We start from the raw sequence: 13,279 nt of genomic DNA, 5'->3' as shown, positions 1-13,279 counted from the left end.
AGGCGACATGCAGGACGAAAAGCGGCTGGTCTCCATGCTGCGCGAATTCCTCGACAGCGAGGCGGCCGGCGGCCTCATCCTGATGGCTGCGGCGGCCCTGGCCCTGATCGTCGCCAATTCGCCGCTGGGCGAGGCTTATTTCTCCGCCCTCCACGCCTATCTCGGACCGCTCAGCGTCTCGCACTGGATCAATGACGGCCTGATGGCGGTGTTCTTCCTGCTGGTCGGCCTCGAGATCAAGCGCGAGATGCTCGACGGCCAGCTCTCGACCTGGCCGCGCCGCGTGCTGCCCGGCATCGCCGCCGCCGGCGGCATGGCGGTGCCGGCACTGGTCTACGTCGCCATCAACCGCAACAATGAAGCCGCTCTGTCCGGCTGGGCGATCCCGACCGCCACCGATATCGCCTTTGCGCTCGGCGTGCTGTCGCTGCTTGGCGGCCGCGTGCCGGGCTCGCTGAAGATATTCCTCACCGCGCTCGCCATCATCGACGATCTCGGCGCCGTGCTCATCATTGCGGTGTTCTATACCAGCGGCCTGTCGCTCGCCTATCTCGGCGCCGCCTTCGCCGTCATCGCGCTGCTGGTGGTGCTCAACCGCATGCGGGTGCTGACGTTGCTGCCGTACGTCTTGCTCGGCATCGTTCTGTGGGTTTTGGTGCTCAAATCGGGCGTCCATGCGACGCTTGCCGGCGTCGCGCTGGCCCTCACCATTCCATTGAAGATATCGCTGGGCAGCGGCCACGATCTCGACCATTCGCCGCTGCACCGGCTCGAACACGGCCTGCACAAAGTCGTCGCCTTTTTCGTCATTCCGATTTTCGGCTTTGCCAACGCCGGCGTCTCGCTCGGCGGTCTCAGCGCTGCCGCCCTGGCCGAGCCGCTGACGCTCGGCGTCGCCGCCGGCCTCGTCGCCGGCAAGCTGGTCGGCGTGTTCGGGTCTTCTGCGCTTGCCATCCGGCTCGGCTTCGCCGATCTGCCGGTCAATGCCGGCTGGCTGCACATGATCGGCATTTCGCTGCTCTGCGGCATCGGCTTCACCATGAGCCTGTTCATCGGCCTGCTCGCCTTCGCCAGCGACGTCGCTCTGCAGGACGCGGTCAAGGTCGGCATCCTCGCCGGCTCCTTCATCGCCGCGCTCCTCGGCGCCACCGTGCTGCTGGTGGCGCCGGCGGCGGACGGGACGGACGAGGCGGAAGAATAGTCGCGCCGCCACTTCCGGCCTTCAGGCCACCTTCTCCCGCATCTGGACCCTACCCGTGCGCAATCATGACGTGGCGGACGGCTGTATAATCCTCCAGCGCATAGAGCGACATGTCCTTGCCGTAGCCGGATTGTTTCAACCCGCCATGCGGCATCTCGTTTGTCAGCATGAAGTGGGTGTTGATCCAGGTGCAGCCATATTGCAGGCGGGCGGCCGTCGCCATGGCGCGCGAAACGTCCTTGGTCCACACCGATGACGCCAGGCCATAGTCAGAGTCATTGGCCCAGTTCACCGCCTCGTCGACTTCGGAAAAACGGGTGACCGAAACCACCGGGCCGAACACTTCGCGGCGCACGATCTCGTCTTCCTGCAGCGCGCCGGCGACGACGGTCGGCTGGTAGAAGAAGCCGGAGCCCTCGCCCGGCTTGCCGCCCGTGGTGATCTCGATGTGCTTGAGCTCAGACGCGCGCTCGACGAAGCTCGAGACGCGATCACGCTGGCGACGCGAAATCAGCGGGCCGATCTCGTTCTCGGTATCGTCGGGGCGATCATACTTGATGGTCGAGACCGCAGCGGAGAGGTCGGCGACAAGCTTGTCGTAGATCTTCTTGCCGGCATAGATGCGGCAGGTGGCGGTGCAGTCCTGGCCGGCATTGTAATAGCCGAAGGCGCGCAGGCCGTTGACCACTGCACCGAGATCGGCGTCGTCGAAGACGATGACGGGCGCCTTGCCACCGAGCTCGAGATGTGTGCGCTTGACCGATTTGGCGGCGGCCTGCAGCACCTTCTTGCCAGTGGCGACGTCGCCGGTGATCGAGATCATGTTGACCTTCGGGTGGTTGATCAGCGTGTTGCCGACACTGTCGCCGCGGCCGAGCACGACGTTGACGACGCCTTCCGGCAGGATCTCGGCAAGGATTTTCGCAAGCTTCAGCGCGGTCAGCGGCGTCTGTTCCGACGGCTTGAAGACGACGGTGTTGCCGCCGGCAATCGCCGGCGCCAGCTTCCAGGCCATCATCATCAGCGGATAGTTCCACGGCGCAATCGACGCGACAACGCCGATGGCGTCGCGGCGGACCATCGAGGTGTGGCCGGGAATGTATTCGCCGGCGACCTGGCCGGGCATCGAGCGGACCGCACCGGCAAAGAAGCGATAGCAGTCGACGATCGCCGGGATCTCGTCATTAAGCACGGCATTGATCGGCTTGCCGCAGTTCAGCGCCTCGAGCGCCGCGAAATCCTGTGCCGCGGCCTCGATGCGATCGGCGATCTTCAGGAGATAGCCGGCGCGCTGCGCCGGCGTTGTGCGGGACCAGGTGACGAACGCTTTTTCGGCGGCAAGCACCGCCGCCTCGATCTGCGCCGGGCTGGCCTCGGGCAGATTGAGGATGCTCGCCCCGGTCTTCGGGTTGAGGATCGGTTCCTCGGTCTCGGTGCCTTTTTCGAATTTCGAGCCGATCAGCATCTGCGTGTCCATGGAAGTCTCTCCCTTATGAACGAGATCATTTGCCCGAACCGGCGATCTGGTCGCCGTCGCGGGTCAGGTAATAGGCAGCGAGGATGGGAAGCAGCGTCACCAGCACCACCACCATGGCCACGACATTGGTGACCGGACGCTGGCGCGGACGGATCAACTCTTCGAGCATCCAGATCGGCACCGTCTGCTGCTGGCCGGCGGTGAAGGTGGTGACGATGACCTCGTCGAAGGACAGCGCAAAGGCAAGCATGCCGCCGGCCAGCAGCGCGGTTGCGATGTTGGGCAGCACGACATGCCGAAAGGTCTGGAAACCGTCGGCGCCGAGATCCATCGACGCCTCGATCATCGAGCCGGACGTGCGGCGGAAACGGGCGACCGCATTGTTGTAGACGACGACCACGCAGAAGGTGGCGTGGCCGAGGACGATCGTCCAGAACGAGAACGGGATTTCGGCCAGCGCGAAGGCCGAGCGCAGCGCAATGCCGGTGATGATGCCGGGCAACGCGATCGGCAGGATGACCAGCAGCGAGATGGTTTCGCGGCCAAAGAATTTTGTGCGGGACACGGCGGCGGCGCAGAGCGTGCCGAGGACCAGCGCGATGGCGGTCGAGATCGCCGCGACCCGTACAGACAGCGACAGCGCCTGCCAGACGTCGGGGCGGTTCCAGGTGACGGCGAACCATTGCGTGGTCAGGCCCGGCGGCGGCCAGACGAAGCTCTTCTCCTCGGTGGTGAAGGCATAGACGAAGATCAGCAGAATCGGCAGGTGCAGGAAAAGCAGGCCCCCGGTGGCAGCGAGCTTCAGGCCGATCGGCGCGGATTGGCCGCGGTCAGAGCGCATCGAAGGCCCCCATGCGCTTGGCGCCCCAGAGATAGAAGCCCATGATGACGATCGGCACCACAGTGAAGGCGGCGGCGAGCGGGATGTTGCCGGCGGTGCCCTGCTGCGAATAGACGGCCTGGCCGATGAACAGCCGCGAGGTGCCGATGATCTGCGGAATGATGTAGTCGCCGAGCGTCAGCGAGAAGGTGAAGATCGAACCGGCGACGATACCCGGCAATGCCAGCGGGAACAGCACGTTGCGGAAGGTCTGGCCGGGTGACGCGCCGAGATCGGAAGAAGCCTCGACCAGATTGCCCGGCACGCGCTCGAGGGCCGCCTGCACCGGCAGGATCATGAACGGCAGCCAGACATAGACAAAGACGATGAAGGTGCCGGTGGACGATACCGACAGCGAGTTGCCGCCGACGATCGGCAGCGACAGCCAGGCATCAAGCAGCCACAGAAGATGCAATTTGGTCAGCAGCCACGTCAGGATGCCTTCCTTGGCGAGGATCAGCTTCCAGGCATAGATCTTGACCAGGTAGCTCGACCACAGCGGCAGCATGACGCCGAGATAAAACAACGCCTTCCAACGGCCGCGCGCATAGCGCGCCGCGTAATAGGCGATGGGAAAGGCAATGACCGCCGACGCAAACGTCACCAGCGCCGCCATCGTTACCGTGCGCAGGATGATGTCGAGATTGGCGGCCTGCAGCAGGTCGCCATAAGTCTTCAGCGTGAACTCGCGGTTGATGAGGCCGGAGAACTCGTCGATCGAGAAGAAGCTCTGCAAAAGCAGCGCGAACAGCGAGCCGATATAGACGATGCCGAGCCAAAGAACCGGCGGCAGCAGCATGAGCAGAAGCAGGAGTTGGGGCCGGCGCCAGAAGAGGTCGGAGAGCGCGCCGCGCAGGCCGCCGCTTCCCGGCAGGATGGCGGGGGTCGTGGCCCGCGGCATGGCGGCGTCCAGGCTCATCCCAGCTCGTCCATCAGATGCAAATGCTCGCGGTTGAAGGTGAGCACCACCGCCTCGCCTTCCCGGGGCAAGGCAGCACCCGCCGGCACGATGGCATGCAGCCGCAAGCCTTCGGCATCGAGCGCCAGTCTTATCGTCGCGCCGAGATAGTTGGTCGACACCAGGCGAGCCGCAACGCCGTCGCCCTTGGCCGCCCGGCCGATGCGAATGGATTCAGGGCGCAGGCTGCCCCAGCGATGCTGGCCGGCATAGCGCTGGACGAAATCCGGCGGCAGTACGTTGGACGAGCCGACGAAATCGGCGACGAAGCGGGTCTTGGGGCGCTGGTAGATGTCTTCCGGCGTGCCGATCTGCATGATCTTGCCGTCGTTGAAGACGGCGACGCGATCGGCAATCGACAGCGCCTCGCCCTGGTCATGGGTGACGAACACGAAGGTGATGCCGAGCGCCTTCTGCAGCGATTTCAACTCCTCCTGCATGTTCTCGCGAAGCTTGAGGTCGAGCGCGCCGAGCGGCTCGTCGAGCAACAGCACCTTGGGCTGGTTGACCAGCGCACGGGCGAGCGCGACGCGCTGGCGCTGGCCGCCGGAAAGCTGGCCAGGGCGACGCGCGCCGTAGCCGGGAAGCCGCACCAGCGCCAGCGCTTCTTCCGCCGCCTTTTGCCGCTCCGGTCTGCCGACGCCCTTGACCATCAGCCCATAGGCGACGTTGTCGAGCACGTTGAGATGCGGGAACAGCGCATAATCCTGGAACACGGTGTTGACGTTGCGGCGATAGGGCGGCACGCCCTCGGCGCGTTCGCCGAAGATCGAGATCGAGCCCGCCGTCGGCTGCTCGAACCCGGCGATGAGGCGCAGGCACGTCGTCTTGCCCGAGCCGGAAGGCCCGAGCATGGCGAAGAACTCGCCCGGCACGATGTCGAGATCGACCGCGTCGACGGCACGCACGCTGCCGAAATGGCGGGAGACTTTTTGGAAAGAAACGGCGGAGGTCATGGGTTGTCCTGATCTGTCAGGCTCATCAAATTCAGGGTAGCGCTGCCCCTCATCCGCCTGCCGGTACCTTCTCCCGTAGTGGACGGGGAGAAGGGAGGCGCTCCAACGCTGGCGACCCCCCGTTCTTCACGGGGAGAGGGTAAGGGTGAGGGGCAGCGCCGAGCTTCGTAGGTGAGACGAACTCACCGTCCGCCGATGACGCCGATATAGTCCGACACCCAGCGGTAATAGGGCACGCACTGGTCGTTCTGGGTGGCGCATTTCGAGACCGGCGTCTTCCAGAACTTGATCTTGTCGAAATTGTCGTAGCCGTTGGTCTTGCAGCCCTCTTCGCCGAGCAGTTCGTTGCCCTTGCAGGCGGCGGGCACCACCGGCAGCGAGCCGAACCAGGCGGAGACGTCGCCCTGCACTTTCGGCGACAGCGAATGCTCAATCCACATGTAGGCGCAGTTCGGGTGGGCCGCATCGGCCTCCATCATGGTGGTGTCGGCCCAGCCGGTGACGCCCTCCTCGGGAATGGTCGAGGCGACCGGCTTCTTGGCCGCGATCAGCGTGTTGACCTGATAGGGCCATGAACCGGAGGCGACGACGCCTTCGTTCTGGAAATCGTCGACCTGGATGGCAGCGTCATGCCAGTAGCGTCCGACCAGCGTACGCTGGACGCGCAGCAGGTCGAGCGCAGCCTTGTACTGGTCCTCAGTCAGGTCGTACGGATCCTTGATGCCGAGCTCCGGCTTGTGGGCCATCAGGTAGTTGGCGGCATCAGCAATGTGGATCGGCCCGTCATAGGCCTGGACGCGGCCCTTGTTCGACTTGCCGTCGGGTAGCTTCATTTCCTCGAACACGATGTTCCAGCTCTTCGGCACCTCCTTGAACACTTCGGTGTTGTACATCAGCACATTCGGCCCCCATTGGTACGGCACGCCGTAATGGACACCGCCGACGGTGAACCAGGGCGCATCCTTCAGCCGGTCGTCGACCGTCTTCCAGCTCGGGATGAGGTCGGTGTTGATCGGCTGGACGCGCTTGCCCGCAACCAGGCGCAGCGAGGCGTCGCCCGAGGCAGTGACAAGGTCGAAACCGCCTTCGTTCATCAACGAAACCATCTCGTCGGAGGTGTTGGCGGTCTTGACGTTGACCTTGCAGCCGGTTTCCTTCTCGAACGACGTGACCCAATCATAGCCCTTGTCGGTTTCGCCGCGCTCGATATAGCCCGGCCAGGCGACGATATTGACCTCGCCTTCACCCTTGCCCAGCTCCTTGACCTGGGCGATGGCCTGGCCGGAGAAGGTCAGCGCGACCGTCAAGGCAGTGCATGATTTCAGCAATGAATTCATCGTCGATCTCCCATTTTGCATGACCCCGAAACCGGTTTCGGTTTTCGGAAGAAGATCATGCGCCCGTTCAAAAACGTTGGATGCGCGGCTCTGAAGGGCCGTGCTCCGGCGGCAGCTTTGTTCCCTGGCCGAAAAGTGCTGCGAAATTTCCGGTTTCGCAAATTCATTTATCAGAAAGCCGATATCGGTTTTTCCGATACATCAGCGGCCGATCTTCTCGGGCCGTTGGCGCACCATGCGCTGCGACTGGGCAAGTCCGATGAAGTCGCGCGCCGCCTGCGGCAGGCCGGAGCCGCGCCGCCAGACCATGCCGACCTGGACGACCGGCAACGATCCCGAAATATCGCGCGATTCGATGCGGTCGCCTTCTAGCGACCATGGCCGGTAGACCAGGTCCGGCAGCAGCGCAACACCGGCGCCCGTGGCGACGAGGCTGCGCACCGCTTCGACCGAGCGGGTGCGGAATGCGACGTGCGGTTTGGCGCCGATCGCCGTCAGCAGCTTTCCGGTATTCTCCTCGATCTCGTCGACGGTCAGCATGATCAGCGGTTCCGGGGCGATATCGCCGATGCCGATGATGTCGGCACCGGCCAATGGATGGCCGAGCGGCAGCCACAGCCGGTAGGCCGAGACTTCGAGGATTTCGGACTGCAGCGCCGTGCGGTCGCGCAGGTTCGAGGTGACCATGACCGCAATGTCGAGCTTGCCGCCGATCAACAGGTGCTCGAGATAGTCGCCATTGTCTTCGATCGCCGAGACCTCGACACCTGGATAGGCGCGGCGATAGCGGGCAAGAAGATCGGACAGCACATAGCCGGCGACCAGCGAGGTGACGCCAAGTTGCAGCCGCCCGCTTGCCGCGATCTGTTCGCCGAAGAAGGCGCGGCGCGCATCGGAAACGTCGGCAAGGATCTTCCTCGCATGGCGCAGGAACTGGTGGCCCTTGTGGGTGATGTTCAGCCCGCGCGGGTGGCGCTCGAACAGCTCGACGCCGAGATCGTGCTCCAGCTCCTTGATCGCCTCGGTGACCGAGGATTGCGAGATCGACAGATTCTGGGCGGCGCCCGACACCGTGCCTTGCTCGGCGACGGCGATGAAGAACTGCAATTGGCGGATGGTGAAAGCCATGGCCGGACTAAACACGGCAGAGGCGGCGCTGGGAAGTGGGTGCTGGTGCCGTTCTCCCGATAGAGCTCAGTCCTCGCTTCCGCCATCCTCAATGCTGAGCCGCGCGCCGGCCTGGGCAAGGGCGGCGGCGATGTCATGCGGCGGCGGCCGGTCGGTCGCGAGTTCGGAAAAGCCGTCGAAGCCGCAGACCTGAACCAGACCCTGCCGGCCGAATTTGCTGTGGTCGGTGACGACAAGCGAACGCTGGCCGCGCGACAGCACCATGCGGGCGAACTCAGCCTCTTCGAGGTCATAGTCCATGACACCCGTGATGGCATCGACCGCGCCGGTCGAAATCACCGCGTGGCTGACGGAGAAGCGGCTGACGAATTCGATGGCTGAGACGCCGAAAGCAGCACCGGAATCGCTGCGCAGCTCGCCGCCGGCCATATAGACCTTGTTGCCGTTGACGGTGGCCAGCGTGCGGGCGATGTCGGAGGAATTGGTGACGACCGTCAGCCGCCGGTGGCCGAGCAGCTCGCGGGCCAGGAAGCTCGTGGTCGTGCCGGTGTCGAGCATGATCGACTCGCCGTCGCGGATGGTGGCAGCGACCATGCGGGCAATTGCCCGCTTGGCATCGGCGTTCTCACGCATGCGCCGCTCGAACGGCGCTTCGCCGGCAATCGACGGCAGGCCGACGGCGCCATGCATCTTGAGGATGGAACCATCGCTGGTCAGTGGCTTGACATCGCGGCGTACCGTCTCCAGCGAGACGCCCAGCCGGTCAGCCAGGCTGGCAATGGTGACGGTGCCTTCCTCCTTGAGGAGGCGCAGGATTTCGCCATGCCGCTTCGAGTGGCCCATCGGTTCCAACCGGTCGAATTGTTGCACCATTGACCGTTTCTACGGCATAAATGCCACTTACTCCAACATATTTCGCAACATTCGGGCAAAAAAGCAGAAAACACCACAATTTCGCGTTGACAACGTCTCCAGCCTGGCGCGACATTATCGCTGTGACAGGCCCGGAACGGAGGCCGACGGCTGAGCCGCACGAAAAATCGCCTGCCTGAACGCCTGGGAAATCCTCGGGTGCGAGGGAACCGAAATCTAGGATCCGCGGGGGCGGATGCCGGCGTCGAAGAACCCGGCACAAAGGGGCTCGTCGGTGCGGTGCGGGATACCGATCCCGAGATCTGCACCGACGAGATCTTCGTGTTGCCTCCATTCCTCCGTCCGATTGTCATCGCTGGCCAGCCATGACATGCGTGGAAAATTGACCCAATGTTGGACGAGATCGTGACTGTCGAAGACCGCATCCGTGCGCTGCCTTGCTGGACCGGCAGCATCGACATTGCGCCGCTGCCGGGCGGCCTGAGCAATGCCAATTATCTGGTCAAGGACGCGGCCGGGCGGCATGTCGTTCGCCTCGGCCAGGACTATCCGTTCCACCATGTCTTTCGCGAGCGCGAGATGATGACCGCGCGGGCAGCACACGCGGCAGGCTTCGCTCCGGCGGTCCGCTACACCGGACCCGGCGTCATGGTGACGGAGTATCTCGGCGCCAAGGCCTATGTCGCGCAAGACGTGCGCGCCGATCTCGGCCGCGTCGCCGCGTTGCTGCGCGGTTTCCACCGGGAGATGCCCGGTCATGTCTCCGGCGCCGGCTTCATGTTCTGGGTATTCCACGTCATTCGCGACTATGCGCGCACGCTGGAGGAAGGCGGCAGCCGCAAGCTGGGCGAATTGCCACGCCTGCTGACGCTGGCGGACGAGCTCGAGCGCGCGCAAAAACTGCTGCCGATCGTCTTCGGCCACAACGATCTTCTGCCGGCTAACATAATCGATGACGGTCACAGGCTATGGCTCATCGATTTCGAATATGCCGGCTTCAACACCGCGATGTTCGACCTTGCCGGCGCGGCTTCCAATGCCGGCATGAGCGACGAGGAATCCTTCGCCTTCCTGACCGCCTACTTCATGAAGGAGCCGGACGAAGCGATACGGCGCTCGCACGCCGCCATGCAATGCGCGTCGCTGCTGCGCGAGGCGATGTGGGGCATGGTTTCCGAGCTTTACCTCGACGCCCCCGGTGTCGACTACGCCGCCTATACCGACGAAAACCTGGCGCGGCTCGAAGACGCCCTGGAAAACTACAGGACAAAATACGGGACGCGGACATGACCTTGCCCGCCCAGGCCGGCATCGTCGTCATCGGCGGTGGCATCATCGGCTGTTCGACGGCCTATCATCTGGCGCGCGACCACAAGGCCGAAATCGTGCTGCTCGAACAGGGCAAACTGACCTCGGGCTCGACCTGGCATGCTGCTGGGCTGGTCGGCCAGCTGCGCTCGTCGGCGTCGATCACGCGCGTGCTCAAATATTCGGTCGATCTCTACAAAGGGCTGGAAGCCGAAACCGGCCTTGCCACCGGCTGGAAGATGACCGGCTGCCTGCGGCTAGCCACCAATGCCGACCGCTGGACCGAGTATAAGCGGCTGGCAACGACGGCAAAGAGTTTCGGCATGGACATGCATCTGCTGTCGCCGACCGAGGTCAAGGAAATGTGGCCGCTGCTGGAAACCGGCGACCTCGTCGGCGCTTCCTGGCTGCCGAGCGACGGGCAGGCAAGCCCTTCCGACATCACCCAGTCGCTGGCCAAAGGCGCGCGTATGCACGGCGCAAAATTGTTCGAGGAGGTGCGGGTCACCGGCTTCGAAATGACCAACGGCCGGATCGTCAAGGTTAGGACGAACAGGGGCGACATCGCCTGCGACAAGGTTGTGAACTGCGCCGGGCAATGGGCGCGGCAGGTGGGTGCGCTGGCCGGCGTCAACGTGCCGCTGCAGCCAGTGAAGCACCAGTACATCATCACCGATAGGATCGAGGGGTTGGCGACCGACGCGCCGACAGTTCGCGACCCCGACCGCCGCACCTATTTCAAGGAGGAGGTCGGCGGGTTGGTGATGGGCGGTTACGAGCCGAACCCGCAGGCCTGGACGACCGGTCTACCCGCCGGCGATGTGCCGGACGATTGGGAGTTCCGGCTGTTCGACGACGATTACGATCATTTCGAGCAGCATATGAGCCAGGCGATCGAGCGTGTCCCGGCGCTCGCCAATGTCGGCGTCAAGCAGATGATCAACGGTCCGGAGAGCTTTACGCCGGACGGCAATTTCATCCTCGGTGTGGCGCCGGAATGCCCCAATATGTTCGTCGGCGCCGGCTTCAATGCCTTCGGCATTGCGTCCGGCGGCGGCGCCGGTTGGGTGCTGGCGCAATGGGTCGTCGACGGCGAGGCGCCGCTCGATCTGTGGGTGGTCGACATCCGCCGCTTCTCCGACCTGAACCGCGACCGGCAATGGGTCGGCGACCGCACGCTGGAAGCCTATGGCAAGCACTACACGATCGGCTTCCCGCACGAGGAATATGTCACCGGCCGGCCGTGCATCGTCTCGCCTTTATACGAGCGGCTGCAAAAACATCGCGCCGTGTTCGGCTCGAAACTCGGCTGGGAGCGGCCGAACTGGTTCGCGCCGGAAGGCATCGAGCCGAAGGACGTCTATTCGATGGGCCGGCAGAACTGGTTTTCACCCGTCGGCGACGAGCACCGCCACGTGCGCGAAAAGATCGGCATTTTCGACCAGTCGTCTTTCGCCAAATACGAAATGACCGGCGCCGACGCGCTGAAGGCGCTGGACTGGATCTGCGCCAACGACGTTGCCAAGCCGGTCGGCCGGCTGACCTACACGCAGCTCCTCAACACGCGCGGCGGCATCGAGGCCGATTTGACCGTGGCGAGGCTCGATGAGGAGAAATTCTACATCGTCACCGGCACCGGTTTCCGCACGCATGATTTCTGCTGGATTGCCGATCATATCGGCAGCGAGTTCGACGTGACGCTGACCGACGTCACCGAGGAGTTCGGCACATTGTCGCTGATGGGGCCGCGCGCCCGCGACGTGCTGTCAGCGGTGACCGATGCCGACGTCTCGAACGCCGCCTTTCCGTTCGGCCATGTTCGCGAGATCGCCATTGCCGGCCACGTCATTCGGGCACTGCGCGTCACCTATGTCGGCGAGCTCGGCTGGGAGCTGCATGCGCCGATCGCGGCGACGGGCGAGGTTTTCGACGCGCTGATGACGGCGGGCGCTGTCCACGACATTCGCCCGGTCGGCTATCGGGCGCTGGAATCGCTGCGGCTGGAAAAAGGTTACCGCGCCTGGGGCGCCGATATCACGCCCAACGACACGCCGCAGGAGGCCGGCCTCGGCTGGACGGTGAAGCTCAGGAAGAACACCGATTTCCTCGGCCGGCGGGCGCTTGAAAAGCTCGACGGCGCGGCGCTCAGGAAACGTTTTGCCGGCTTCACAGTCGATGATCCGGATATCGTGCTGCTCGGGCGTGAGACCATCCTGCGCAATGGCGAGGCCGTCGGTTATCTCACCAGCGGCGGCTATGGCTACACCGTCGGCAAGAACATCGGCTACGGCTATGTGCGCAATGCCGATGGCGTCGGCGATGATTTCCTCACCTCCGGCGATTACGAGCTGGTGGTGGCGATGGAACGGACGCCGGCTAAAATCCACCTCGAGCCGCTTTACGATCCGGCGGGAGCAAAGGTGAAGGCCTAGAGCCTTCCGGTTTCAGCCTCAGTTCACGATGAGCACCAGCCCCCGGCTGGGCACCGTATCGGCCTCGCCTGGCATCGAGACATAGGGCGGCGTCTCCTCGGCGCGGGTGACGGTGCCTTGCGCCTCGAGCTCGGCGATCCGCGCGGCAAAACCCGCATCCCACAGCGTGTTCTTCACCGTCAGCACGATCACCCCGCCCGGCCGGCAGATGCGGATCAGCTCGTCCAGACCCTCGGCCCCGACATGGCCGGACGTGAAGACGCCGGCTGAGATGATCCCGGCATAGGCATCGTCCACGAAAGGCAGCGGCGCGCCAAGCGCCAGGCAATGAAGGGCCGAATAGACGCCTTTGCGCGCGGCTTGCGCCAGCATGCCTTCCGAAATGTCGAGCGCCTCGACCTGCGGATAACCGGTGATGGCAAGCCATTCGCCGATGAGCCCGGTGCCTGCGCCAGCATCGAGGAGAGGAGCGGCGCCGCGCGGCAGATGGCGGGCCAGCAAGGCAAGGCAGATGGTCGGATGGCGATAGCCGGCCGCCGACATGTCGGCGTCATAGGTGCCGGCCCAGCTGTCGTAGAGCGCCGCGACGTCTTCCGGTCGCTTCGCCGCATAGGCTGCGGCGAGCGCGCTCTGCTGTTTGCTGTCCGTCATCGCTTTCCGTCGCCTGGTATCGATCTGCGACGCGATCATAGCCAAACGGCGAAAACTGTGGAACCGTCGTCGCGACAA

The 13,279-nt window shown here is 64.2% G+C and carries 11 protein-coding genes; 3 read left to right on the top strand and 8 right to left on the bottom strand.

Features of this window, described 5'->3' with window-relative positions:
* Positions 1–7: 7 nt before the first annotated feature.
* The gene (gene nhaA / locus NKH89_RS09670; protein WP_352908662.1) at positions 8–1,201 is read left to right on the top strand and encodes a Na+/H+ antiporter NhaA; all 1,194 of its coding nucleotides are present in this window, start codon (positions 8–10) and stop codon (positions 1,199–1,201) included.
* 49 nt (positions 1,202–1,250) lie between these two features.
* Here nhaA and NKH89_RS09665 read toward each other — a convergent pair whose 3' ends face one another.
* From NKH89_RS09665 to NKH89_RS09635, 7 genes are all read right to left on the bottom strand, one after another.
* A complete protein-coding gene (locus tag NKH89_RS09665; RefSeq protein WP_352908660.1) occupies positions 1,251–2,678 on the bottom strand; it encodes a gamma-aminobutyraldehyde dehydrogenase in 1,428 nt (475 codons plus the stop codon).
* Between the two features lie 25 nt (positions 2,679–2,703).
* Entirely contained in the window at positions 2,704–3,519 is an 816-nt protein-coding gene (locus tag NKH89_RS09660) for an ABC transporter permease (protein ID WP_352483989.1), read from the bottom strand.
* Positions 3,509–4,459 carry an ABC transporter permease gene (locus tag NKH89_RS09655; RefSeq protein WP_352484000.1) on the bottom strand — a complete coding sequence of 317 codons (951 nt, stop codon included), beginning with the start codon at positions 4,457–4,459 and terminating at the stop codon, positions 3,509–3,511. The genes NKH89_RS09660 and NKH89_RS09655 overlap by 11 nt, the downstream gene beginning before the upstream one ends.
* 14 nt (positions 4,460–4,473) lie before the next feature.
* Entirely contained in the window at positions 4,474–5,472 is a 999-nt protein-coding gene (locus NKH89_RS09650; RefSeq protein WP_352908658.1) for an ABC transporter ATP-binding protein, read from the bottom strand.
* A 182-nt stretch (positions 5,473–5,654) separates the two neighbouring features.
* Positions 5,655–6,809 carry an ABC transporter substrate-binding protein gene (locus NKH89_RS09645; protein ID WP_352908657.1) on the bottom strand — a complete coding sequence of 385 codons (1,155 nt, stop codon included), beginning with the start codon at positions 6,807–6,809 and terminating at the stop codon, positions 5,655–5,657.
* 201 nt (positions 6,810–7,010) lie between these two features.
* The gene (locus NKH89_RS09640; RefSeq protein ID WP_352495760.1) at positions 7,011–7,937 is read right to left on the bottom strand and encodes a LysR family transcriptional regulator; all 927 of its coding nucleotides are present in this window, start codon (positions 7,935–7,937) and stop codon (positions 7,011–7,013) included.
* 66 nt (positions 7,938–8,003) lie between these two features.
* Positions 8,004–8,780 (bottom strand): DeoR/GlpR family DNA-binding transcription regulator, encoded by a 777-nt coding sequence (locus NKH89_RS09635; RefSeq protein ID WP_352495767.1) that lies wholly within the window; start codon positions 8,778–8,780, stop codon positions 8,004–8,006.
* A 435-nt stretch (positions 8,781–9,215) separates the two neighbouring features.
* Here NKH89_RS09635 and NKH89_RS09630 point away from each other — a divergent pair, with 435 nt between their 5' ends.
* Positions 9,216–10,100 (top strand): phosphotransferase, encoded by an 885-nt coding sequence (locus NKH89_RS09630; RefSeq protein ID WP_352495768.1) that lies wholly within the window; start codon positions 9,216–9,218, stop codon positions 10,098–10,100.
* Positions 10,097–12,550 (top strand): GcvT family protein, encoded by a 2,454-nt coding sequence (locus NKH89_RS09625; protein ID WP_352908656.1) that lies wholly within the window; start codon positions 10,097–10,099, stop codon positions 12,548–12,550. The genes NKH89_RS09630 and NKH89_RS09625 overlap by 4 nt, the downstream gene beginning before the upstream one ends.
* 18 nt (positions 12,551–12,568) lie before the next feature.
* Here the strand turns inward: NKH89_RS09625 and NKH89_RS09620 are convergent, their stop codons facing one another.
* On the bottom strand, positions 12,569–13,201 hold the full coding sequence (locus tag NKH89_RS09620) for a class I SAM-dependent DNA methyltransferase (RefSeq protein ID WP_023717942.1): 633 nt from the start codon (positions 13,199–13,201) through the stop codon (positions 12,569–12,571).
* Positions 13,202–13,279: the final 78 nt, after the last annotated feature.

The sequence above is a fragment of the Mesorhizobium sp. M0923 genome (genome assembly GCF_040319365.1).
In the GTDB taxonomy this organism is placed as follows: Bacteria; Pseudomonadota; Alphaproteobacteria; order Rhizobiales; family Rhizobiaceae; genus Mesorhizobium.
The sequence above is the reverse complement of the archived record's forward strand: the minus strand, read 5'-3'. Positions and strand labels throughout refer to the sequence as shown.